Source organism: Staphylococcus nepalensis (assembly GCF_014635045.1).
GTDB lineage: Bacteria > Bacillota > Bacilli > Staphylococcales > Staphylococcaceae > Staphylococcus > Staphylococcus nepalensis.
Map to the genome: position 1 here is coordinate 178,303 of NZ_BMCF01000002.1, position 24,338 is coordinate 202,640.

Below are 24,338 nucleotides of genomic sequence, written 5' to 3' on the forward strand. Positions count from 1 at the left end.
AATGATATGGGCAACATTAATTGTACAAATTATGACAACTATTTGAATGTAAATTAGAATATTTCTAATTTACGTGTGCAAGTTGCTTAACTCAAATGATAATTGTGTTATAATTTACTTATTGTAATATGTATGGAGGGCGTTATAAATGCATTTAATTGCGATAAGCATTAATCATCGTACAGCAGATGTAGCACTGAGAGAACAAGTTGCTTTTAAAGATGATGCCATACGTTCAGCCAATGTTGATTTATTCGAAACTAAATCTATTTTAGAAAATGTAATATTATCAACTTGTAATCGTACAGAAGTATATGCGGTTGTTGATCAAATTCATACAGGTCGCTATTATATTCAACGTTTTTTAGCGAGAAATTTTGGATTTGAAGTAGAAGAGATTAAAGCTATGACTGAAGTAACTGTGGGGGACGATGCAGTAAGACACTTATTGCAAGTTACTTCAGGATTAGATTCTGTAGTATTAGGTGAAACTCAAATTCTTGGACAAATCAGAGATGCATTCTTTGTTGCTCAAGAAGAAGATACGACGGGTACTGTATTTAATCACTTATTTAAACAAGCAATTACTTTTGCGAAAAAAGCGCACAATGACACTGATATAGCAGATAATGCAGTAAGTGTTTCATATGCAGCAGTTGAACTCAGTAAGAAAGTGTTTGGCAAAATTAATAATAAAAAAGCTTTGATCATCGGTGCAGGGGAAATGAGTGAATTATCACTCTTAAATTTGATAGGTTCAAATGTAACAGATATTACTATAGTAAATAGAACTGTGAGCAAAGCGCAACAGTTAGCTATAGCACATGATGTTAAATATGAATCTATGGAAGCACTACCACAACTTTTGGCTCATGCCGATATAGTTATAAGTTCAACTAGTTCAGATACGTATATTATTACGGATCACATGATCAGTTCAATACAATCGCAACGAAAAAATGATTCACTTGTGTTAATAGATATTGCAGTTCCAAGAGATATTGAACCTGATATAAATGCTGTTCAAGATGTGTTTAACTATGATGTTGACGATTTGAAAGGATTAGTAGATGCTAACCTTAAAGAACGTCAGAATGCAGCCAATGAAATCTTGCAGAGAATACCAGCAGAAATTGACGCACATAATGAATGGGTTAATATGCTAGGTGTCGTTCCTGTAATTCGTGCGCTTAGAGAAAAAGCAATGAATATACAAGAAGATACAATGAGTAGTATTGATAGAAAACTCCCAGGTTTAACAGAAAGAGAACGCAAAATTATATCAAAACACACCAAAAGTATCATTAACCAAATGTTAAAAGATCCTATTAAGCAGGCTAAAGAGTTGAGTAGTGACAAAAAAGGTAACGAAAAATTAGAGCTATTTCAAAACATTTTTGACATTGAAGCAGAACAAGCTTATGAACCCAAAAAGAAAAAGCGTAATGTAGCTACGACAAGTCAAATTTTTAGTTTTGAATAAGCATATGCAAATGGTGATGATATGCAAGAATTTTTGTTCATTAGACTAAATGAACTTATTTTATTAATTTATTTACTTAGCATTGCTTGTTATTTTTTTGATTTTGTGAGAAAAAACCATAGGATTAAAACGATTGGTTTTGTTACATTAGGGGTTGTTTGGATGTTACAAACAATCTCTTTATCTTTATATATAAATGTGACAAAACAAATCCCCCTAGGAAACATTTTTGATGTGTTCTTTGCATTAGCATGGTTAATCATTTCTATTTCAATAGTGATTAGTGTGATTAAGCAAATTAATTTGTCGATATTTCTATTTAATATTATTGGCTTTCTATTAATTGCTGTTAATACATTCCAACCGATGCGATATCAAAGTACGGGTGAGAAATTAAATATTATAAATGAATTGCTCATAGTCCATATTAGTTTTGCGGTCATTAGCTATGCATTATTTGCATTTGCTTTTGTCAATTGTATATTGTATTTAATACAATATAATAATTTGAAACAAAAGAAATTTGATCAAAAATATTTTAGGATTGGAAGTGTAGCTACACTTGAACAAGTCGTGTTCTATAGTAGTTTAATAGGTTTTACTTTCATTATATTTAGTATCATATTAGGTGCACAATGGGGATTCAATACATTAGGGGGATATATTCTTATAGATCCTAAAGTAATCATGTCGTTAATAATAACGTTATTATATGGAATTTATTTGATTTTTAGAGTGAAAAAAATCATAAATAAGCACAAATTGATTTATTTTAATATCATATTATTTTGTCTTAGTATGATTAATTTATTTTTCGCTTCGCATATATCTGATTTTCATCAATGGACAGGTATTTAATGATGTATGATTAAGTTAAATAGATTTTTTCTAGGAGGTTGCGCATGATGCGTAAATTAGTTGTAGGTTCACGTAGAAGTAAATTAGCTTTAACGCAAAGCAGACAGTTTATTGATAAATTAAAAGCGATTGACCCTAGTTTAGAGATAGAAATTAAAGAAATCGTAACAAAAGGCGACCGTATCATAGATAAACAATTATCTAAAGTTGGAGGCAAAGGCTTATTTGTTAAAGAAATCCAAAATGCCTTGTTTAGTCAAGAAATTGATATGGCTATACATTCTTTAAAAGATGTCCCAAGTGTTATACCTGAAGGATTAACTTTAGGATGTGTGCCCGATCGAGAAAACCCCTATGACGCTTATATAGCAAAAAATCATGTTCCTCTACATGAATTACCTGATAATAGTATAGTTGGTACGAGTTCATTACGACGTGGTGCTCAAATACTTGCTAAATATCCTCATTTACAAATAAAATGGATTCGTGGAAATATAGACACGCGATTAAGTAAATTAGAAAATGAAGATTATGATGCTATACTATTAGCTGCGGCAGGACTTAAGCGTATGGGGTGGTCAGATGACATCGTTACTGACTACTTGGATGAAGATACGCTAATACCAGCAATAGGACAAGGCGCTTTAGGCATTGAATGTCGGTCGGATGATAAAGCATTATTAGACTTATTAACACAAGTCCATAACCATGACGTTGCCGAATGTGTAACCGCTGAACGTACATTTTTAGAGCGTATGAATGGAAGCTGTCAGGTGCCTATCGGAGGCTATGCTAGTAAAAATAGTGATGGTACAATAGTATTTACAGGACTAATCATGTCACCTGATGGTAAAGAACGTTACGAACACACAGAGCGTGGTACAAATCCAGTTGAGCTCGGTGAAAAAGTTACTGAAGTTTTAAATGCGCAAGGTGCATATGAAATAATTAAAGCACTTAACGAAGAACAATAATCGTTCGAGGTGAAAATAATGAGACCAGTGATAGTTATGACACAAACTAACGAATTTAAAAAAGATGGTATAAATATTCTACACAAGCCTTTTATAGATGTGGAACCGTTATCGTTTGATTTAAATTTGTTAAAAGTCGACTATGACTGGCTTATTTTTTCGTCTAAAAACGCAGTCAGATATTTTCAATCATTTTTATCGCAAGTGAAAGTGAAAAAATTTGCTGCAATAGGCGCTAAAACTGCAGAATATTGCAAATCAATCGGGCTTGATGTTCTATATTATCCATCGGATTATTCGCAAGAAGGTTTTCTTAAATCCTTTAAAACTATAAAGGGTAGTAATATTTTGATACCTTCTAGTGCACAAGCGCGTCCTTTATTACAAAATAGTTTAAAACAACAAGGGCATCATGTATGTAAAATTGATTTATACCGACCTATACCACATAAAGATAACATTGAAATGGTTAAACGAATGATGAAATATAATGAATTAGATGCTATCACGTTTGCGAGTTCATCAGCAGTGAAATATTTTTTTGAACAAGGTCCAACGCCTGTATTTAACCATTACTATGCAATAGGTCAGCAAACATTGGATACTATAATGCACTATGGCTATGATGCCACTATTTCAGATATACAAACGTTAGACTCATTAACAAATAAAATCTTAGAAAGTTGGGAAAATGATGCAATTTGATAGACATAGAAGATTACGCAGTAGCAAATCTATGAGAGATATGGTGCGTGAAACACACGTACGTAAAGAAGATTTAATTTATCCAATTTTTGTAGTTGAACGCGACAATGTTAAAGAAGAAATTAAATCTATGCCAGGCGTATACCAATTAAGTTTAAATTTAATTGATGAAGAGATAAAAGAAGCTTATGAATTAGGCATCAGAGGTATTATGTTCTTTGGCGTACCAAACGAAAAGGATGCTGTTGGTACAGGCGCTTATGACCATAATGGTATTGTTCAAGAAGCGACTAGGAAAGCCAAAGCAATGTACAACGATTTACTTATCGTAGCAGATACATGTTTATGTGAATATACAGATCACGGCCATTGTGGCGTCATTAATGAAAAAACGCAAGATGTAGATAATGATAAATCATTACCACTATTAGTTAAAACTGCCATTTCCCAAGTTGAAGCAGGTGCTGACATTATTGCGCCTAGTAATATGATGGACGGTTTTGTTGCTGAAATTAGAGCAGGTCTAGATGAAGCAGGCTATTACAATATACCAATTATGAGTTATGGTATTAAATATGCTTCAAGTTTCTTTGGACCATTCCGTGATGCTGCTGAATCTACACCTCAATTTGGAGATAGAAAAACATACCAAATGGATCCAGCCAATAGAAGAGAAGCATTGAGAGAACTAGAAAGTGATTTACATGAAGGCGCCGATATGATGATTGTTAAACCTGCATTAAGCTTTTTAGATATCATCAGAGATGTAAGAAATACAACCAATGTGCCTGTAGTCGCATATAATGTGAGTGGTGAATACAGTATGACTAAAGCTGCAGCGCTTAACGGTTGGATTGACGAAAAACAAGTAGTGATGGAACAAATGACTTCAATGAAACGTGCAGGCGCTGACATGATTATCACTTATTTCTCTAAAGATATTTGTAAATATATTGATGAACAATAAGGAGGCAATTTTAATGGGATATAATAATTCTATAGAAGCAATGAAGGTAGCCGAACAACTGATGCCAGGCGGCGTAAATAGTCCAGTAAGAGCATTTAAATCAGTAGACACACCTGCTATTTTTATGGATCATGGACAAGGTTCAAAAATATATGATATTGATGGTAATGAATATATTGATTACGTACTAAGTTGGGGTCCCTTAATCTTGGGTCATAAGAATAAGCAAGTAAATGAAAAATTACATGAGGCTGTAGACAATGGGACTAGCTTTGGTGCTTCAACAATTATTGAAAATAAATTAGCTGAACTTGTTATAGACCGCGTTCCTTCTATTGAAAAATTACGTATGGTCTCTTCAGGTACAGAGGCAACGCTAGATACTTTACGTTTAGCCCGAGGTTATACTGGTAGAAATAAAATTGTGAAATTTACTGGTTGTTATCACGGCCATAGTGATTCACTATTAATCAAAGCAGGTTCTGGTGTTGCGACATTAGGGCTACCTGATTCCCCTGGTGTACCAGAAGGCATAGCTAAAAACACAATTTCAGTACCATACAATGATTTAGAATCTATTAAAGTTGCATTTAAAGAATATGGTGACGATATCGCAGGCGTGATTGTAGAACCAGTAGCTGGTAATATGGGCGTTGTGCCACCAGTTGAAGGGTTCTTGCAAGGACTACGAGATATCACAAATGAATACGGCTCATTACTTATCTTTGACGAGGTAATGACTGGTTTCAGAGTAGGTTATAACTGTGCGCAAGGATACTTTAATGTGACACCAGATTTAACGTGTTTAGGTAAAGTGATTGGTGGTGGCTTGCCTGCAGCTGCTTTTGGTGGAAAAAAAGAAATTATGGATCATATAGCACCTTCAGGTAATATTTACCAAGCAGGTACGTTATCAGGTAATCCATTAGCAATGACGAGTGGTTATGAAACACTAAAACAATTAACACCTGAGTCGTATGATTATTTCAATAAACTTGGGGACCTATTAGAAGATGGTTTGAAAACTATTTTTGCAAAACATAATGCTCCAATCACTGTTAATCGTGCTGGTTCTATGATAGGCTATTTCTTAAATGAAGGGCCAGTAACCAATTTTGAAGAGGCGAATCAAAGTGATTTAGAAATGTTTAGCCAAATGTACAGAGAAATGGCTAAAGAAGGTGTCTTTTTACCACCATCTCAATTTGAAGGCACATTCCTTTCAACTGCACACACTGAGGAAGATATCCAAAAAACATTAGAAGCGTTTGATACTGCTTTAAGTCGTATTGTCTAATATATACCAACTTTATTTAACATCAATAATGTACTATACTGATGGAAACAGTAAAGTGTTTTAGATGGCCGGTTTCGTTACAGTAAGTATACTAAGTGTTTTAGAGTTCTTTTTTACCTTTGGGGGCGGGGATTCGAAATCAAATTAAACATTTTGATTTCTAACTCGCTCCTTTTAAATTTACATAATAGGGTGACGATACTTAAGAAAGTTGTGAGAATATGAATAAGCAATTAAAAGGTAACTTAATCGTATTAATACTAGCACTTATTTTTAGTTTGATACTTAATGCGGCACATGTTTTACTTCCATTCATGTTTGGTCCGATTATTGCTAGTATCGTTTGTATACGTTATTTACACCTAGATGTACAATGGCCATTTTGGTTGAGTCAAATAGGATTAGTATTATTAGGTGTTCAAATCGGTTCTACTTTTACTAAAACTGTTATTTTAGATATTAAAGATGATTGGTTTACCATCGTTATGATTACTGTCATGCTCCTTGTATTAGCGTTAATTATTGCGTATTTCTTTAAAAAAATTGCCAATGTTAATACTGAAACAGCGATACTTAGCGTTATTCCAGGTGCTTTGAGCCAGATGTTAATTATGGCGGAAGAGAATAAAAAAGCGAATATTATGGTAGTGAGTCTAACGCAAACTTCTAGAATTATCTTTGTTGTAATACTCGTACCTTTTTTATCTTACTTTTTTAAAAATCCAGATAATGGTGGGGCTCTTGCTACCAATACGACTAAAACTTTAACACAAGCTTTAACCCTCCCTAATATACTTATATTAATTATTGCGATAACTGTTGTTTATTTTGTTATGAAAAAAATAAATTTTCCAACGAAGCAATTACTTGCACCAATACTTGTACTTATTTGTTGGAATTTATTTACTAGTGCGACGTTTACGTTAGATAATTATATTATTGCTGCTGCTCAAATCATATATATGATACGTATAGGTATACAAATTGCAAAACTATTAGATCAAATGAAAGGAAGAATTGCTGTAGCAATCGCTTTTCAAAATATTTTATTGATTTTACTTGCGTTTGTAATGGTACTATTTATATCTTCTGTTTCTCATCACCAAGTAAACGAACTATTCTTAGGTGCAGCGCCTGGGGGAATGAGTCAAATTGTGTTAGTTGCCATTGAAACAGGTGCTGATGTAGCTATGATATCGAGTTATCATATCTTTAGAATATTCTTTATACTATTTTTAATTGCACCGATGTTAAATTATTTTCTTAAATATAGAGCAAGACAAGGTTATCATAATGAAAAATGATTGTTGAATATACAATCTCGCCTAACACTTTAACAAGTTTACAATATTTTAATAATTATTGCGTTGAACAATATAATTTTGTTTGATAATATAAAGGATGAAGTACCTCCAGTACTTCATCCTTTGACCACTCTTCGGAGTGGTTTTTTGTTTGAAATTTGAAATCAGTGATAAGGTTAGAACATAGTTAGGAATAGATTTATAGTTAATTTAAATCATCTTGTAATTGAAATAAATTAAAGAGAGTAGAGCGTTATTGATATAATAGTGTGAAATTAATGAGGCTGTACAAAATAAGCGAGCAGTTATTCTTTTGCATTTTGTCACGCTTGAGAGGCAGAACGGCACAGAACAATGTAGTCGTTTAAGCAATATCGCTGCTATCTAACACCTTGATTATTCAAACCCTTTGCCATTATAATACTTTGGATTGAATGGACAAGATTGTAAATGTGCATTATACAAACCTGCAGCTTCTAAAAATGAATAAACAGTTACAGGACCTAAAAACTTAAAGCCAAACTGTTTTAATTTTTTAGAGAGTTCAGTTGCACGTGCATCGACTGTAACACGCTCACTTGGATTAGTGTACCCACAATCTATAGGTTGAAAATCAACATACGACCATAAAAAATCACTAAAGCTGCCATACACTTTTTCAATTTCAAAATAGCCCTTGGCTTGATTTACAATTGCTTCTAATTTTTTTCGGTTATGTATAATATTTGGAAATACCATTAACCTATCTATATCTTCTGAAGTCATTTGTGCAATTTGTGCTGGGTTAAACTGATAAAAAGCCTGCTCATAAGATGACTTCTTCTTTAGAATAGTTAACCATGAAAGTCCAGCATGTTGGGATTCTAAAGCTATTAGTTTAAATAATTTTAGGTTATCATAAAGTGGGTGGCCCCAACTTTCATCGTGATAATGAATATAAACAGGATCTTTTGTACCGAATGCACATTCGTTCATAAATTTCACTCCATTTTATTGACTTATTTTCATATCCATTATACTATAATCAAGTAAAGGAATATTGTCTACTGGGAAGAGTAAATAAGCTGAAATTTAACAGAGAGTACATGGTTGCTGAAAATGTACAATTTAACTTATTGAAGGTAGCCCACATTGAACTTTGACTGAAATAAATCATTGGTTTTGATTATAGATTAAGTTAAAGCGTGTTTGAGCGTTAATCATAATTTTGAGTGCTTGAAATTGGAATGCTAATTTCTTGAATTTAGGTGGTACCACGGAAAACCCGTCCTATTTATAGGATGGGTTTTTTTATTTATTTAAGGAGGATTTTAACATATGGAAATGAAACCAAAATATAATCCAAATGAAGTTGAAGCTGGACGTTATGACGAGTGGGTTAATAATGGCTATTTTAAAGCTTCAGAAGATCATTCAAAAGAAACATATACGATTGTCATTCCGCCCCCGAATGTAACAGGAAAATTACATTTAGGACATGCTTGGGATACAACATTACAAGATATTATTACGCGAATGAAACGCATGCAAGGGTACGATACATTATACTTGCCTGGTATGGATCACGCAGGTATTGCTACACAAACTAAAGTAGAAGCAAAACTTAAAGAAGAAGGACTATCTCGTCATGATTTAGGTAGAAGTAAATTCCTAGAAAAGGCATGGGATTGGAAAGAAGAATACGCTACGTTTATCAGACAACAATGGGCTAAATTAGGTTTAGGGCTAGATTATAGTAGAGAACGCTTTACATTAGATGAAGGTTTAAGTAAAGCCGTGAAAAAAGTCTTTGTTGACATGTATAATAAAGGTTTAATTTATCGTGGTGAATATATTATTAATTGGGATCCAATTGCGCGTACAGCTTTATCTGATATAGAAGTTATCCACGAAGATATTCAAGGCAAATTTTATCACTTCAAATACCCTTATGCGGATGGCGAAGGTTATATTGAAATAGCTACTACGCGTCCAGAAACAATGTTAGGTGATACTGCTATCGTGGTAAACCCTAATGATGAACGTTATAAAGATGTTATCGGTAAAAAAGTTATCTTACCAATAGTAGAAAGGGAATTACCTATATTAGCAGATGAATATGTTGATATTGAATTCGGTAGTGGTGCGATGAAAGTAACGCCATCACACGACCCAAATGACTTTGAAATAGGTAACCGACATGATTTAGAACGTATTACTGTTATGGATGAATCTGGCCATATGAATGAATATGCTGGTAAATACCAAGGCATGGATAGATTTGAGTGTCGTGAAGCATTAGTTAAAGATTTACAAGAACAAGACTTAGTGATTAAAATAGAAGAACATGAACACTCAGTAGGACATTCTGAACGTTCAGGCGCAGTGGTTGAACCTTACTTATCTACACAATGGTTTGTTAAAATGAAACCATTAGCAGAACAAGCCTTAAATAACCAAAAAACAAATAATAGAATTGATTTTGTACCTAATAGATTTGAAAAAACGTTTAACCGTTGGATGGAAGAAATTCGAGATTGGACAATTTCTCGTCAATTATGGTGGGGCCACCAAATACCTGCTTGGTATCATAATGAAACAGGAGAAATCTATGTTGGGGAAGAGCCACCTAAAGATGAAGCAAATTGGACTCAAGATGAAGATGTATTAGATACATGGTTTTCTAGTGCGCTTTGGCCATTTTCAACGTTAGGATGGCCTGATGTTGAAAGCGAGGATTTCCAACGTTATTATCCAACCAATGCACTTGTAACTGGTTATGACATTATTTTCTTCTGGGTAGCAAGAATGATTTTCCAAGGTTTAGAATTTACTGGCCAACGTCCATTTAATGATGTATTATTACATGGATTAGTACGTGCAGAAGATGGGCGTAAAATGAGTAAATCACTTAGTAATGGTGTGGATCCAATGGATGTTATAGACGAATATGGCGCAGACAGCTTAAGATATTTCTTAGCTACAGGATCTTCACCTGGTCATGATTTACGTTATTCTACAGAAAAAGTTGAATCTGTTTGGAATTTTATCAATAAAATTTGGAATGCTGCTCGTTTCAGTCTTATGAACATTGGTGAGGATTTTAAAGTTGAAGATGTTGATTTAACTGGTAATCTTTCATTAGCAGATAAATGGATTCTAACTCGTTTGAATGAAACAATTGATACAGTAACAGATTTAAGTGAAAAATACGAATTTGGCGAAGTTGGTAGAGCACTTTATAACTTTATTTGGGACGAGTTCTGTGATTGGTATATCGAAATGAGTAAAATACCAATGAACGGCGAAGATGAAACTCAAAAACAAGTAACACGATCTGTATTAACATATGTTTTAGATAATACGATGAGAATGCTACATCCATTTATGCCATTTGTCACAGAACAAATATGGCAAAACTTACCTCATGAAGGTGAGACCATTGTCAATGCGGCTTGGCCTAAAGTAAACAAAGCGCTCGTATTTGATGAGAGTAAAGAAACAATGCAACAACTAGTTGAAATCATTAAATCAGTGAGACAATCCCGATTAGAGGTAGATACACCATTATCAAGAGCAATTCCAATTTTCATTCAAGCTAAAAATGAAAATTTAAAAGATACGTTAACAAATAATTCAAATTACATTGATAGATTCTGTCATCCAAGTGAATTGGTTATCGATACATCTATTACAATTCCTGAAAAAGCAATGACATCCATCACATCTGCAGGTGAAGTTGTATTACCATTAGAAGGCTTAATTGACATGGATAAAGAAATTGAACGACTAGAAAATGAGCTATTAAAATGGGAAAAAGAGTTGGACCGTGTTAATAAAAAATTAGCTAACGAAAACTTTGTTAATAAGGCACCGGAAAAAATTATTAATGAAGAACGTGAAAAAAAACAAACATATCAAGAAAAATATGACGGTGTACAAGAACGTATTAATCAATTAAAAGCATAGGAGTCCTAAACATGAATTACCTAGACAGCTTATATTGGATACATGAACGAACTAAATTTGGCATTAAACCAGGTGTTAAACGCATGGAGTGGATGTTAAATAGATTAAATAACCCACAATTTAATATCAATGGTATTCATGTCGGTGGTACGAATGGTAAAGGGTCAACTGTTGCATATTTAAGATCAGCACTCGTTGATAATGGATATGAGGTCGGTACCTTTACATCGCCTTTTATAGAAACATTTAATGAACGCATAAGTTTAAATGGTACGCCTATTAGTGATGACGCCATCGTAGCATTAGTTCAAAAAGTAAAACCAGTAAGTGAAGCATTAGAAATAGAAACAGAACTTGGCACAGCAACTGAATTTGAAATTATTACAACTATGATGTTTCTTTATTTCGGAGAAATCCATCCAGTAGATTTTGTAATAGTAGAAGCAGGATTAGGTATCAAAAATGATTCAACAAACGTATTTAAACCAATACTTAGTATTTTAACAAGTATTGGTTTAGATCATGTAGATATTTTGGGTGATACTTATGTAGATATTGCAAAAGATAAAGGCGCAATTGTTAAGCCAGATACACCTGTAATCTACGCAGTAAAAAATGAAGACGCACTGAAAGTTATTCGAGATTTTGTAGAACAACAAAATGCAGAAGGTATAGAGTTAGATAGAGATATTAGTGTGATTTCTCAAGGTGATGAGTTTACGTACCGTTATAAAAATTATGAATTAGAAACACTTATTTTAAATATGTTGGGCGAACATCAAAAAGAAAATGCTGCATTAGCAATAACAGCGCTTATAGAATTGAATGAGTCAGGATTAGTCGAGTTAGATTTTAATAAAATGATTGATGGCATTGAATCGGTCAATTGGACAGGAAGAATTGAAAAAGTTAAAGATCAACCACTAATGATTATAGACGGCGCGCATAACTTAGAAAGCGTAGAAGCTCTAATTAAAACTTTAAAAGATTATTACAAATTAGAGTCTGTAGATATCTTATACGCTGCAATTAAAGGAAAACCAATCCATAGCATGGTTGATCAATTGAAAACAGTCGCTTCAACTTTTTATGTAACGGATTTTGATTTTCCCAAAGCGTGTACTAAAGAAACAATATATGACGAAATACGTTTCGAGCAAAAAGAAACTATAGACGACTTTGTTCAATTTATTGAAAATTATAACGGGTCTGGTTTAGTGATTACAGGTAGTTTGTATTTTATCAGTGAAGTTAAATCTAAAGTTAACTTCTAGTTATAATATATTAATTTATGATTATTTAAAAAGCTAGTAATGATTTAGTGTTTTTTCAATGTTAGTGAGAGAAACACTGAGTGATTAACTAGCTTTTTCATTGCTCTTTTATATTATAATTTAATAAATGACTTTTTTCTTATAACCTTAAATCAAGGGTGATATAATGAGGACAGGAGGCGAACATTGCTACTACTACTCATCGTATGTCCTATACTGTTTAGTTTTCTTTATCACTTGTGTTTCATGAAAAAATTCAATTTAAAATATTTACTTTTGAGATCTAAATGTGATTTTTGCAACCAACAATTAAAATTTAGAGATATGATACCCGTAGTCAGCTATATTAAACTTTGGGGACGCGCTTCATGCTGCTATCAAAAACTCAATAAGTATTATCTTATCGGCGAAATAACGTCACTTATACCAGCATTTTATTTGCTATTCAGTTTTACCTCTGAAGCGTTAACTTCCTTCTTATTGATATATTTATTTCTTCTTATATTTTCGTTATATGATTTACAAACTTTGTCTATCCCTTTACATATGTATTTAATATTTGCCATTAGTAGTATTTTTATTATTGAGGGAAATGTGTATCAATTTTTAGTCATCACGTTTATACTTCATCTCTTTTATATATGCTTTAAAAGTGCGATTGGTTATGGAGATATTTTAATTTGTGCTCTGTTATCTTATTTATTACCTTACATATATTTTATCAATGTGTTATTTTTAACATTTTTAAGCGGTAGTGTTTTTGCTATCATTTTAGTATTAAAGTTGAAGAAAAGAAAAATTAAAATACCGCTTATTCCTTTTATCTATATCGCTTATTGTATAGAAACGGCGTTAGTACATTTAAAAATGCATGAAGTTAACTTGTTCTATTAATATTTAATTAGGCATTATGAAATTCAAATACAGATTAAAAGGTATTAGAAGTGGGTAAACAATAAATATAACTATTAAAAGGTGAAAATAACAATATTCCCTTACTAATTGAATATTATGAATTGAAAGGAAGTTATATTTTGAGTTTATATGAAAAATTTCTATTAAACGATGGCACGATGCTACCACATATAGCGTTAGGCACTGTTAATGTTCAAGGGGGCATCGGCGTTAAACAATTAGAAAATGCGTTGAATCTAGGTTATAGAGTTATTGATACTTCCACAAACTATAACAATGAAGGTATGGTAGGTGAAGCTATTCGTCGTTCAAGTGTTCCAAGAGAAGACATTTATGTAAGTGCTAAATTACCAGGTTCAAGTCATGAATATGATAAAGCCATTAACCTGATACAAGAGTCGCTTTATAGAACGGGCTTAGATTATTTCGATAAATATTTAGTCCATTGGCCTAATCCTAAACAAGGTAAATATGTGGAAGCTTGGCAAGCCTTAGTAGATGCTCAAAAATATGGATTAATTAAAACAATCGGAGTATCTAATTTCATGCCTGAGCATTTAGATGACATTATTGAAGCAACAGGTGTAACACCTGCAACCAATCAAATAGAAATACAACCATACTTTAATAACAACGCATTAATCCAAGAATGCCTTAAACGCGGTGTATTACCCGAAGCTTGGAGCCCATTAGGTCGTGAAATCAACGATGTGTTAACAAACGATACAATCAAAGAAATAGCTCAAAAATATAACCGTTCAACTGCTCAAATTATCATTAATTGGATAAACCAAAAACAAGTTTTCCCAGTAGTTAAAGCTTCTCAATATATACACCAAATAGATAATTTTAATTACTTGGATTTTGAACTTTCAGAAGATGATATACAAACAATTGACGCTTTAGATAAAGGTGAAGACGGACGCGTCGAAGGACAAAATCCATATGAATATGAAGAGTTTGTATAAAATTGCATAAGTATTATCTTGAACTGTAAAACCAAAGTAAAATTTGATTCGCCAAATTTTAGGAATACAGTTATCATTTAAAAGCGGGATTTGAAATCAACTCACTTATTTTTGATTTCATTCTCGCTTTTTAATTTGTTAAAGAAATATCTATTTATAAATAATTAAAAAAGTACATTGCAAGTCCTACAAAATTAAAAATAACAATTTATACTTAAAATCTACACTTTTCGAAAATGATAGTAATAAAAATAACTTCATCATAGCATATGCTATTTTAATATGTAATAATATGATAATATCAAGAAAAGGGAGGGGAAGACATAAAATGGCAGATAAGAAATTCCCAAAAGATGCTATGCGCGTTTTAAAAGAGACAAGCCGTACGTTTTATATTCCAATAACTTTTTTAGAAAAAGAACTAAAACACTCAGTAGCTTGTGCATATTTAGTTATGCGTGCAATAGATGAAATCGAGGATCATGAAGAAATTGAAAATGACTTAAAACATAGCATGTTAATGCAAATCAGTGAATTACTTAAAGCACCTTTTGATGAAGAAAGATATTTAGAGGTTATTAACCCCGTTAAAGACAAATTACCTGAGGTTACAGTAAGGTTAGGGGATTGGTTGGCTGCATGCCCAGATCAAACAAGATCGATAGTTATGGCATCTTCTAGTGAAATGGCATATGGTATGGCAAAATGGGCAAAAGCAAACTGGAGCATTAAAACGCGAGAAGATTTAGACGATTATACATATTACGTAGCAGGACTTGTAGGTGTAATGCTTTCTCAACTATGGGATTTCTGCGCAGGCGTGAAAACAGATAGAGAGCTAGCAATAGGGTATGGTCGTGGTCTTCAAGCAGTAAATATTTTAAGAAATGAAGAAGAAGATCTTGAGGAGCGAGATGTGAGTTTTGTTCCAGACGATTGGACTCGTGAAGACTTATTTGCTTATGCCGAAGAAAACCTAGCAAAAGCTGATGCGTACATGAAAGCAATTCATAAAAGAACCATTTTATTATTCTGTCGGTTACCTTTAGCTTTTGCACATAAAACGCTTAAGGCTATGAAAGACGGGCGCGAAAAAATGACCCGTGAAGAAGTTGAAAAAACTGTAGAAGAAGTAAAAAAAGAAGAATAGTGTTATTTAAAGCGTAGCTATTTCAATTTGTATTTTATACATTTGAAAGCAGACTATGCTTTTTTAAGTGGTTGATTGAAATATTAGCAACAGAAAAATCTTGTATATTTTATGGGAAGAAAGAAGATAAATTTATGAATAGAACGACAGTGTTGAATCTTTTGATTTTTATATTAATAATCAATATAAAAATATAATAACGATACTAGTTATTTAAATAAACATAAATTTAAATCGAAATAACAAGGTTCGAATTGAATATTTGAGTCTTGTTTAATCATAAAAAATTAGTTTACTCTTATTTTTATAGTTTTTTTAGCCGAAAATCTATAAAGATAATCTCTATCTTTTGGAAGTAATTGAGAAAACACAACATCTAGTACCATAATAAAAATATTTGGAGTAAGCAAGGTTCTTTATTTTTGTATTAGTAAATTCATTCTTCATTAAATATATAAAATGAATTTTATACTTAAATATTATTAATAAATAGTTCAATTATATTTAAGTATAATTGGACTTTATTGAAAAAATTGTTAATGTGCCTGATAGGGAGCGGTTTGATTGAACAATAATGATATATCTAAATGGATAAAAAATTAGAAAAATCAGATTTTAATTCATTAAAAACTTTGTTTTAAACTCTGGATCATTAAAAGCTTTAGCTAAATATTATGAAGTTTCATATCCAACAGTGAGGCAACGGTTAAATAATGTAATTGCAAGCATAGAATCAGTCCAAGACAACGAGAATGTTCATTAGTAAACTATGTAAGAAAGCTAGCGATTGAAAAAAATTAGGCTGGAATGATGCTAAACAATTATTAGAAATTTATAATAATGTAAAGGAGAGCGAATAGATTTGGATAACTTCATGATATTTTTACCAGTTATTTTATATGCGATTTTATTTGCTATACAATACTTCTTATCCAAAACAGGAAATAAGTTAGTGGGGGCCATCGTACCATTCTTATTTGTAATGGCGCTTATATATTTGTATTCAACAGAAAAATTAGGATTAAATATTTGGGGAACTTTAATATTTGGCGTTATTGGTCTTTTATTCCTTTTAGGTCAATGGGAAAATGCTCAAAAAGATAATAAGAAAAAAGCGCAAAAAGAATTACATAAGATGGAAGGAAAGGACCTAAGTTAACATTATATGTAGTTATAGTTAATTAAAGGAGTACAAATAATAAAATCTTTGTTTTGTATTTCGGTAAAAAGAAGTATTTCAATTATATTTAAAAAACTACACGTATTAAAAACTAGAAAAGTTAAAAAAATATATTCATATAAGTTATATAGCCAATCAACTTAACTGAATTAACAAAACAGAATTTAAAAACGAACGAAAAGTAATTTAAAAATAGAATGATTTTGGCAGTGTGAATTTAAATTTTGGAAGTGAGGGCACCATAAATAAAGAAACACAAAATATGGCTATGAAATCATTAAATGCTACGTTAAAAAACTAGAAAAAGCTTATATGAGCATGAAGGTTAAAGGTGCAAATACAATTCTTGTAAAAAGAAAGAGAAATGCTTTTGCAGTAGCTTTAAATTTTTTAAGCAATGATTGGGGAAATATTGATTTTAACTATATAGACGAAGATATTGTTTTAGCAATTGAGGCGTTATATTCTTTAAAACTTTCAATTCAAAGACAGATTGATAAAACCGAAGCCCGTAATAGTCAAAAAACACTGAATGAACGACGATTATTAGCGATAAATTTAGGAATTAAATCTATGGAGAAAAGAATATAATTTTTAATTACACACGTTTTTGCTTGATTGGTTGCAAGGTGACGAGCTATGAGTGGCTAAATTTTGCCGCTCTTTTTTAATATAGCAGCATATACGATTATTTTTATATATAAATTGTCGAGTAATCATTTTAGTCATTAGTTATTATAAAGTTGAAAGGTGATGGATATGATTTTAAATGAATTAAACAAATCTATAGATTATATAGATGAAAATTTAACTAAGGAATTAAATTTATTAGATATATCAAATTTTGTTGGTTTACCTGCACAACACTATAGAAATTTATTTATATTCTTAAGTGGTATTGGATTATCTGAATACATTAAAAAAAGAAAATTATATTTTGCTAATAAAGATTTGCTGAATAATGAGTCAGTAACAAATGTGGCTACAAAATATGGTTATTCAATGGATGGTTTCACTAGAACTTTTAAGGCTTGGAGCGGATATTTGCCATCTCAAATTCATGAAAATCAAGTATTAATTTCATATCCAAAACTTTCATTTTTTGTTAATGTTACGGGAGGAATAAATATGAAAACTAGAATTGTACAACAACCAAAATTTAATATAGTAGGAATTCAAAAACGTGTACCTATGCAATTTGAAGGTGTTAATAAAGACATTGATCAATTAGCAAATAGTATAACTGAACAACAAAAAAAAGAAATGCACCATTTACAAGATATGGAACCAAAAGAAATTGTAAATGTTTCTTACAACGCTGATGAAGATTTCACTAAAGAAGAAGGTTATTTGACTCATATGGTAGGCGTTTTAACTACTAAAAATGATATAAGCAGTCAAATGGATGTTATTCATTTCAATGAAAGCAAATGGGTCGTATTTGAAAATGAAGGTGAATTTCCAAAAACTTTACAAGACACTTACGCGAAAATATACTCTGAATGGCTACCAGACACAGAATATACATTATCTGATGTACCAATGTTTTCTTTTACGAAGTTTGATAGTTCAAATAATGATTTTGCTTATAGCGAAATATGGGTAGCAGTTAGTCATTAAATTATTAAATGAACACTAACGCAAGGAGGCGTTAGTTTGGATATTGTAGACAATGTAATAAATAATATAAAAAATGAGTTGGTTGGAGTTCCGAGTATAGTAGGCGATGTTTTAGGTGGTTCTAGGGCAAGAGGGACCCATAGTGCTGATTCCGATATTGATATTAGATTTTATTACGATGAGTCTAAAGAATTTAATATTAATGATATCGAAAATATTGCCTTTAATTTAAATGATGAAAAAAGAAGCATTTAATATCTAATTTGGGAGAATGGATTGATGGTGGTGGTTCGTTAGTGATAGATGGCTATCATGTAAATATTATTTTTCGAGATATTGAAAAGTTAAGACAAGTTATTAATGAATCTTTAGAGGGAAATGTTTCAATTCACTACCAAACTGGCCACCCCCATGGTTATTTAAATGTTATGTATATGGGAGAACTGTCCATATCACAAATTTTATTAGATTCTAAAGGAATATTGAAAGCATTAAAAAATCGAATAGAGATTTATCCGGAAAAAATGAAACATGCTATTATATCATTTTTCTTATTTGAATCATCTTTTTCTTTGATGTTTATTGAAGCCAACGTAGATAAACAAGATAGTTTTTATGTAACGAGTCATTGCTTTAGAAGTATAGCTTGTTTAAATCAAGTTATTTTTGCAAAAAACAACGCATATTGTATTAATGAAAAAAAGTGTTTTTTATGATTCAAGCATTTATAAACAAACCAGAAAAGTATAAAGAAAGCGTTGAATCAGTTATTACTTTGATTTCAAGTGACTCCGAAAAAATGAAGAAAGCTGCAAAAGATTTAAAGGATTTAGTCGAAGAAGTTAAATCTTTATAGCTTTATATCTTTGTGTAATCGAATTAGGTTAAAGTCCTTTGTTGGCGTTATATTATTAAACAAACATTTTTAAAACAAGGTATATCCCATATGGAAAAGATGGATTTTTTATATAAAAAATATACGCTATGCCTAGGGTGCAAACTGTCGGCAAAGTCTCCGACTTTGTTGGCAGTTTTTTGTGCACGCTTTCCGCGAGCACTATCTTATACTATAGTCTTCGGCTAGTGCTCTTCCCGCAGGAGCCGGCCTAAATCACTGCCAATATTATACGGAAAATATTATAATATATATAAACTAAACAGCGGTGATGTTTATTAAATTACACGAAAGGTCCTTATTTCTTTATACTAAAATACATCATTTGTAACGATTTTATAACGTGCTGAAGCTCGAGAGAATAGTACGAGTGAGAAACTATAGGTTCGAACCATACTTCAGGCAGGCATGCATAGTCAAAATCGTAAGATATTAAATAATAAGAGAGCTAATACCTAAAGGGTTAGCTCTCTTATTATGAGCATGCGAATTTATATCTCAACTTACTTTTTCATCATTATTAAAAATATATTTGAGTGATTTTAATATATAAAGTAAGTACTTGTTGTAACGAACTCTCAATTTTAAAATTAATGAAAAAACTGTCAACAACCGATATTAACTGTAGTAAAATAAATGTATATAAATCATGAGCTCTTCTAAATCCTTCTACCATAAATCGTAATGTCCCATTTTTTAAACAAATCTTTTTCATAATAATATAATAAATAGGAGCTGTTGTTTATTGAGAATAAATGAGCTTGCGGATCATCAGAAACCAAGGGAACGTATGTTAAGCCATGGTGCAGCACGTTTGTCGCACGCGGAATTATTAGCTATTTTAATTAATACAGGTAGAAAAGGGTGTTCAAGTTTAGATATAGCTAATGAATTGTTAAAATCAGTAGGTAGCTTAAAAGAATTAAAAGGGTTATCTGTAAATGATTTGAATAAAATAAAAGGTGTAGGTATATATAAAGCGCTCATATTGAAAGCAGCATTTGAGCTTGGTGAGCGCATGCATTCTGGAAGCGTTGATGACAAAATTCAAATCACTAGTCCTAAAGACGTGGCAGATTTTATGATGGGGAAGATGGAACATTTAACACAAGAAAAATTTATTGCGCTTTTCTTAAATTCCAAAAACGTCATTATAAAAAAGAAAACAATATTTATTGGTACTTTAAATTCTTCAATTGTACATCCACGTGAAATTTTTAGTGAAGCAATCAAATGTGCAAGCAACGCAATTATCGTACTTCATAATCATCCCTCGGGTGATACAACGCCTTCGAAAGAAGATATCAAAACGACTGCACGGTTAAGAGAATGTGGCGCACTTTTAGGTATAGACTTATTAGATCATTTAATTATAGGCGATCATGAATATCTGAGTATGGTGGAAGCGGGTTACTTTGATTAAATTTCAAAATATTTTGTAGTTTTTAAAATAATATTTTCATCACTATATTTGTAAAGATAGCCGTGATATATTTAATTATTATAGTGCATTTGATGTTCTTCGATGCGGGAGGTTAAATATTGGAAAGCATTCTGTTAGTAGCATTATTATTACCTATTATATATTTAATGCAAATTATTAAAATGAAACAAATTATTAGAATGAAGCATGTATATGTTACAGTTATCGTTTCAACGATTGGCGTTACAATTTCTACATTGATACTCAATATGGTAAAAGACTATAATACTTCCTATTTTATTGTTTTACTAAGTGGTATCATTGTTGGGGTAGTATGGGCATTATTATTATGTGGATGTTATTATTGTTATCAAGTCCTTACAAATAGACGTTAGTTTTGCATACATAAAAAGCGCTTAATGGACAAAAAGTCTATAAGCGCTAAAATTTTAATTTATAAAATTGAAAAATTGATTATAGTTTTCCATTAACCAAAGAATCCCTTGGTATCCAAGGTAAATACATAATACAATTATACCAATATATATTAAAAATCTTAAAAGTGATAAGCCTACTCTAAATAATAAGATAACTAAGAGTGCAAGCAGGATTATAGATAAAATACTCATTGTCTATTCACTCCCTTTAAATATATTTTAATATTAATGCATAATACATGCATCAGTCTATAGTTAAGATATAAATACACCTATAGTCTGATGATAATTATAATTTAAAATACTATAATTTTGATGAATAAAATAGGAGGATGGTTCATGCGTTTTATATTTAGCATTATCAAAAATATTATAGCAATTATAGCAATTATAGTAATTGTATTTTTCGCGCTCAAATATGCTCCTTTTTTAAAAGATCAAGATTGGAATCCAGTGCATGAAGATGAATCATCCCTACAAAAAAATGCTAATGAAGGACATCTTACTGGTGGACAAAGATATTCAGTTGAAGATAACGATATATTAAACAACGTTCCGCTAAGCCAAACTAAAAACATGTTTGATTGGATTGATAAACGTGAATTTATGTCAGTCTCTGGTATTCAGAGAATGGGATACAACGATGCTTATTTAGCTGGACAGCGTGGAGATGAATTTATAATTTATAAGTTTGGATCTGACTCTATGAGAGTATATAAAACTGAAATAGAAATGAATCAAGACCTTAATCAATTAGGTGAAAATATAGAGCTCAAGCCTACTTCTTATTATGAGTAGTGCGTTTGAATTCTAACAAGAAATAAGTTAGCCTTAAGAAAGTAATATGAAAAGGTTGGTGTTTAATATGAGTGAAAAATCTAATGAAAAAAAAGCGGATGAACAAGCAAAAGCGCAAAATTTATTTGCTCGTTGGCGAAAAGAAGAAACATTATATAAAGATGATGAAAAGGAATCTAATAAATCAAGTGACTCTCAAACATCATCAGATGAAGAAAAACAATAAAAATATTTGTTAAAAAAGACGCAGGAAAGTGGCTAGTATGATACGTAGATCGATCAATAGTAATAAACTAGTTTCTGTATTATGTAGTAACAATGTGGTTGAGGCCATAGATATACATAAGAGTGAGTATATGAAATCAATTCAGCAACGATTGGTTTTTGCTCACTCTTATTTTTTATAAAAGAATAAAACTGGTCCAAAATATAATTAGAGTTTAAGCTATGTTTACTATTTTGCATATTACTCTCATCAATAATTAATTTTAGTGTCTAAATTAATACTAAATAATACACTATTCACCGCAATTATTGCTATAATACTAGATATCATTATGTTTGAATACAAAATAAATAGGGCTTGTGTCTTTTTGATTCACAAGTAAATTTTGTTTTATATTCTTAACGTTCGCGCTTTATTTCATTTATGTAGTAATATAAAATGATAAGAAGAAGATAAAATAGTTGGTTAATAGAGGTGTTTAGGTTGTCAAAGTTTTTTAGAAACAACAAATTGATTGTCATATTATGTGCAATCATCGTGTTTATCGCCTTAATTGGTGTATCATTGCGATCGCAATCACAATCGTATGTTGAACAGTACGTAGGGGATACAGTGGCTTTTGGTCAAAAAGCCGTAAGTTATCCTGTTCATTTTATTACTGGGTCAATAAACAATATTTTTTCGAATGGTGATTCAAAAAATCAATCAAACAAAATTAAACAGTTAGAAGCAGAAAATGAAAGATTAAAGTCAGAAAATAAAAAGTATAAAAAAGAATTAGATATAGAAGATATATCTAAATTCGAACCGATTTCTAGTACAGTTTTATCTAGAAACCCCGATCAATGGATGAACACCTTAGTTATTAATCAAGGTAAAAAAGATGGGATTAAAAACAACATGGCAGTAATGACTTCAGACGGTTTAGTTGGTCGTATATCTAAAGTGAACCAATTCTCTTCTCAAGTGGATTTAATATCAACTAACACTAGAGCTAACCGTTTGTCAGTTAATATCCAACATGATGATAAAAATGTGTTCGGCCTTATTGATCATTATGACTCAAAAACGGAAGAACTCGTTATTTCAGATATAAATAATAAAGACAGTGTTAAAAAAGGAGACAAAGTTGTTACAAGCGGTTTAGCTGATCAACTTCCAACAGGTTTATACATAGGCGAAGTATCTAAGGTAGAAAATGATGAATATGGATTATCTAAAGAGGTTAGAGTGAAGACTGGTACTGATTTAGCTGATTTAAGTCATGTTTATGTAGCAAAAAGAAACCCTAATACAGTACCTGATACCGAAAGTGGTGAGAATTAATGAGAGCTTTTTACTACTTTATAATTGGTATTATCCTCTTTTATGTAGATACTGCAATCGCACTTGTTATACCTATGCAAATCTCTGGGAAAGAAATTATATTCGTGCCGCACTTAACCATCATGTACATTTTGATCATGAGTGTTTACAGAAGCGCTGGTGTGGCCGTTATATTGTCGGTCGTGTTCGGACTTATGACTGATTTATATTTTGGTAGTTTTTACGGGCTGTATTTATTTGGTTACATATTATTAGTTGTGATTATGGATTTCTTCTTTAAAGTGTTTTATAGAGATCATTCAATGCTGTTTGCTATTATTCTATTGAGTACGATCGTATTAGAAATGTATGCAGCAATTATATATAGCGTATTAGGCTTAGTCCATTTTAACCTATTTGAGTTTATTGTTTTTAGATTAGTACCTACACTTATACTAAACTTTATTTTGTTAATTATTTTATACCCACTAATTGCAAAATTTCTTGAAAAACTGCAATTGAAGATTGACAGTAAAAGGTCGTAATGCTAAAATGCAGTAGTTGAGTAGTTTCTAGCTACATACAACCGCTCGGATTCAGGTTTAAGTACA

27 protein-coding genes and 2 other annotated features (1 of these 29 running past the window's edge) are annotated in these 24,338 nt (G+C 31.4%); of the genes, 25 read left to right on the top strand and 2 right to left on the bottom strand.

The annotated features are described in order from the left end of the window. Positions 1 to 148: 148 nt before the first annotated feature. The 7 genes from hemA (at position 149) to IEU88_RS03940 (ending at position 7,588) form a co-directional block, all read left to right on the top strand. Positions 149 to 1,483, top strand: coding sequence for a glutamyl-tRNA reductase (gene hemA / locus IEU88_RS03910; RefSeq protein WP_096809269.1), 1,335 nt, complete (start codon positions 149 to 151; stop codon positions 1,481 to 1,483). A gap of 21 nt (positions 1,484 to 1,504) precedes the next feature. Continuing rightward, positions 1,505 to 2,341 carry a cytochrome c biogenesis protein gene (ccsA, locus tag IEU88_RS03915; protein ID WP_096809272.1) on the top strand — a complete coding sequence of 279 codons (837 nt, stop codon included), beginning with the start codon at positions 1,505 to 1,507 and terminating at the stop codon, positions 2,339 to 2,341. A gap of 47 nt (positions 2,342 to 2,388) precedes the next feature. Further along, positions 2,389 to 3,315, top strand: a complete 927-nt coding sequence (gene hemC, locus IEU88_RS03920; RefSeq protein ID WP_096809274.1) for a hydroxymethylbilane synthase — start codon at positions 2,389 to 2,391, stop codon at positions 3,313 to 3,315. 18 nt (positions 3,316 to 3,333) lie between these two features. Beyond that, positions 3,334 to 4,020, top strand: coding sequence for a uroporphyrinogen-III synthase (locus IEU88_RS03925; protein ID WP_096809276.1), 687 nt, complete (start codon positions 3,334 to 3,336; stop codon positions 4,018 to 4,020). Further along, entirely contained in the window at positions 4,010 to 4,987 is a 978-nt protein-coding gene (gene hemB / locus IEU88_RS03930; protein ID WP_096811208.1) for a porphobilinogen synthase, read from the top strand. Before IEU88_RS03925 ends, hemB begins: the two co-directional genes overlap by 11 nt. Before the next feature lie 13 nt (positions 4,988 to 5,000). Further along, positions 5,001 to 6,284: a glutamate-1-semialdehyde 2,1-aminomutase gene (gene hemL, locus IEU88_RS03935; protein WP_096809278.1), complete on the top strand. Its 1,284-nt coding sequence runs from the start codon at positions 5,001 to 5,003 to the stop codon at positions 6,282 to 6,284. Between the two features lie 221 nt (positions 6,285 to 6,505). Then, on the top strand, positions 6,506 to 7,588 hold the full coding sequence (locus IEU88_RS03940; RefSeq protein ID WP_103373474.1) for an AbrB family transcriptional regulator: 1,083 nt from the start codon (positions 6,506 to 6,508) through the stop codon (positions 7,586 to 7,588). A gap of 396 nt (positions 7,589 to 7,984) precedes the next feature. On the opposite strand, the gene IEU88_RS03945 is transcribed toward IEU88_RS03940, so the two are convergent. Then, positions 7,985 to 8,563 carry a DNA-3-methyladenine glycosylase I gene (locus IEU88_RS03945; protein WP_096809282.1) on the bottom strand — a complete coding sequence of 193 codons (579 nt, stop codon included), beginning with the start codon at positions 8,561 to 8,563 and terminating at the stop codon, positions 7,985 to 7,987. Positions 8,564 to 8,621: 58 nt separating this feature from the next. Next, positions 8,622 to 8,863 (top strand) — a binding site (T-box leader). A 42-nt stretch (positions 8,864 to 8,905) separates the two neighbouring features. Here IEU88_RS03945 and IEU88_RS03950 point away from each other — a divergent pair. The 14 genes from IEU88_RS03950 to IEU88_RS04005 all read left to right on the top strand — a co-directional run bounded on the left by IEU88_RS03950 (position 8,906) and on the right by IEU88_RS04005 (position 21,356). Beyond that, on the top strand, positions 8,906 to 11,536 hold the full coding sequence (locus tag IEU88_RS03950; RefSeq protein WP_103373473.1) for a valine--tRNA ligase: 2,631 nt from the start codon (positions 8,906 to 8,908) through the stop codon (positions 11,534 to 11,536). Positions 11,537 to 11,547: 11 nt separating this feature from the next. After that, on the top strand, positions 11,548 to 12,810 hold the full coding sequence (locus tag IEU88_RS03955; protein ID WP_096809284.1) for a bifunctional folylpolyglutamate synthase/dihydrofolate synthase: 1,263 nt from the start codon (positions 11,548 to 11,550) through the stop codon (positions 12,808 to 12,810). A gap of 186 nt (positions 12,811 to 12,996) precedes the next feature. After that, complete coding sequence (locus IEU88_RS13855) at positions 12,997 to 13,704, top strand: prepilin peptidase (RefSeq protein WP_096809285.1); 708 nt, start codon at positions 12,997 to 12,999, stop codon at positions 13,702 to 13,704. 179 nt (positions 13,705 to 13,883) lie between these two features. Next, complete coding sequence (locus IEU88_RS03965; protein WP_199194483.1) at positions 13,884 to 14,693, top strand: aldo/keto reductase; 810 nt, start codon at positions 13,884 to 13,886, stop codon at positions 14,691 to 14,693. A 328-nt stretch (positions 14,694 to 15,021) separates the two neighbouring features. Further along, positions 15,022 to 15,843 carry a squalene/phytoene synthase family protein gene (locus IEU88_RS03970; RefSeq protein WP_103373689.1) on the top strand — a complete coding sequence of 274 codons (822 nt, stop codon included), beginning with the start codon at positions 15,022 to 15,024 and terminating at the stop codon, positions 15,841 to 15,843. Positions 15,844 to 16,465: 622 nt separating this feature from the next. Beyond that, the gene (locus IEU88_RS13650) at positions 16,466 to 16,606 is read left to right on the top strand and encodes a DUF2089 family protein (protein WP_096811209.1); all 141 of its coding nucleotides are present in this window, start codon (positions 16,466 to 16,468) and stop codon (positions 16,604 to 16,606) included. A gap of 99 nt (positions 16,607 to 16,705) precedes the next feature. Continuing rightward, positions 16,706 to 17,002 (top strand): hypothetical protein, encoded by a 297-nt coding sequence (locus IEU88_RS03980; RefSeq protein WP_096809290.1) that lies wholly within the window; start codon positions 16,706 to 16,708, stop codon positions 17,000 to 17,002. A 339-nt stretch (positions 17,003 to 17,341) separates the two neighbouring features. Then, positions 17,342 to 17,614 (top strand): hypothetical protein, encoded by a 273-nt coding sequence (locus IEU88_RS03985; RefSeq protein ID WP_125147425.1) that lies wholly within the window; start codon positions 17,342 to 17,344, stop codon positions 17,612 to 17,614. Positions 17,615 to 17,782: 168 nt separating this feature from the next. Beyond that, a complete protein-coding gene (locus IEU88_RS03990) occupies positions 17,783 to 18,643 on the top strand; it encodes an AraC family transcriptional regulator (protein ID WP_174221769.1) in 861 nt (286 codons plus the stop codon). Positions 18,644 to 18,679: 36 nt separating this feature from the next. Beyond that, positions 18,680 to 18,898, top strand: coding sequence for a nucleotidyltransferase domain-containing protein (locus IEU88_RS13820; protein ID WP_308669852.1), 219 nt, complete (start codon positions 18,680 to 18,682; stop codon positions 18,896 to 18,898). 8 nt (positions 18,899 to 18,906) lie between these two features. Continuing rightward, positions 18,907 to 19,359 (top strand): DUF4037 domain-containing protein, encoded by a 453-nt coding sequence (locus tag IEU88_RS13825; protein WP_308669853.1) that lies wholly within the window; start codon positions 18,907 to 18,909, stop codon positions 19,357 to 19,359. Next, positions 19,356 to 19,499: a hypothetical protein gene (locus IEU88_RS13830; RefSeq protein ID WP_308669854.1), complete on the top strand. Its 144-nt coding sequence runs from the start codon at positions 19,356 to 19,358 to the stop codon at positions 19,497 to 19,499. The genes IEU88_RS13825 and IEU88_RS13830 overlap by 4 nt, the downstream gene beginning before the upstream one ends. 784 nt (positions 19,500 to 20,283) lie before the next feature. Further along, a complete protein-coding gene (gene radC, locus IEU88_RS04000; RefSeq protein ID WP_103373714.1) occupies positions 20,284 to 20,961 on the top strand; it encodes a RadC family protein in 678 nt (225 codons plus the stop codon). Between the two features lie 119 nt (positions 20,962 to 21,080). Beyond that, complete coding sequence (locus IEU88_RS04005) at positions 21,081 to 21,356, top strand: hypothetical protein (RefSeq protein ID WP_096809296.1); 276 nt, start codon at positions 21,081 to 21,083, stop codon at positions 21,354 to 21,356. 54 nt (positions 21,357 to 21,410) lie between these two features. Here IEU88_RS04005 and IEU88_RS04010 read toward each other — a convergent pair whose 3' ends face one another. Next, a complete protein-coding gene (locus IEU88_RS04010; protein WP_096809298.1) occupies positions 21,411 to 21,590 on the bottom strand; it encodes a hypothetical protein in 180 nt (59 codons plus the stop codon). A gap of 147 nt (positions 21,591 to 21,737) precedes the next feature. On the opposite strand from IEU88_RS04010, the gene IEU88_RS04015 reads away from it, so the two are divergent. The 4 genes from IEU88_RS04015 (at position 21,738) to mreD (ending at position 24,272) form a co-directional block, all read left to right on the top strand. Further along, complete coding sequence (locus IEU88_RS04015; RefSeq protein ID WP_096809300.1) at positions 21,738 to 22,196, top strand: DUF4930 family protein; 459 nt, start codon at positions 21,738 to 21,740, stop codon at positions 22,194 to 22,196. Between the two features lie 67 nt (positions 22,197 to 22,263). Further along, positions 22,264 to 22,422 (top strand): hypothetical protein, encoded by a 159-nt coding sequence (locus tag IEU88_RS04020; protein ID WP_170006960.1) that lies wholly within the window; start codon positions 22,264 to 22,266, stop codon positions 22,420 to 22,422. Positions 22,423 to 22,905: 483 nt separating this feature from the next. Then, positions 22,906 to 23,748 (top strand): rod shape-determining protein MreC, encoded by an 843-nt coding sequence (gene mreC / locus IEU88_RS04025; RefSeq protein WP_096809302.1) that lies wholly within the window; start codon positions 22,906 to 22,908, stop codon positions 23,746 to 23,748. Then, positions 23,748 to 24,272 carry a rod shape-determining protein MreD gene (gene mreD / locus IEU88_RS04030; RefSeq protein ID WP_096809304.1) on the top strand — a complete coding sequence of 175 codons (525 nt, stop codon included), beginning with the start codon at positions 23,748 to 23,750 and terminating at the stop codon, positions 24,270 to 24,272. Before mreC ends, mreD begins: the two co-directional genes overlap by 1 nt. Before the next feature lie 29 nt (positions 24,273 to 24,301). Next, positions 24,302 to 24,338 (top strand) — a sequence feature (ribosomal protein L21 leader region); it runs 37 nt beyond the window's last position.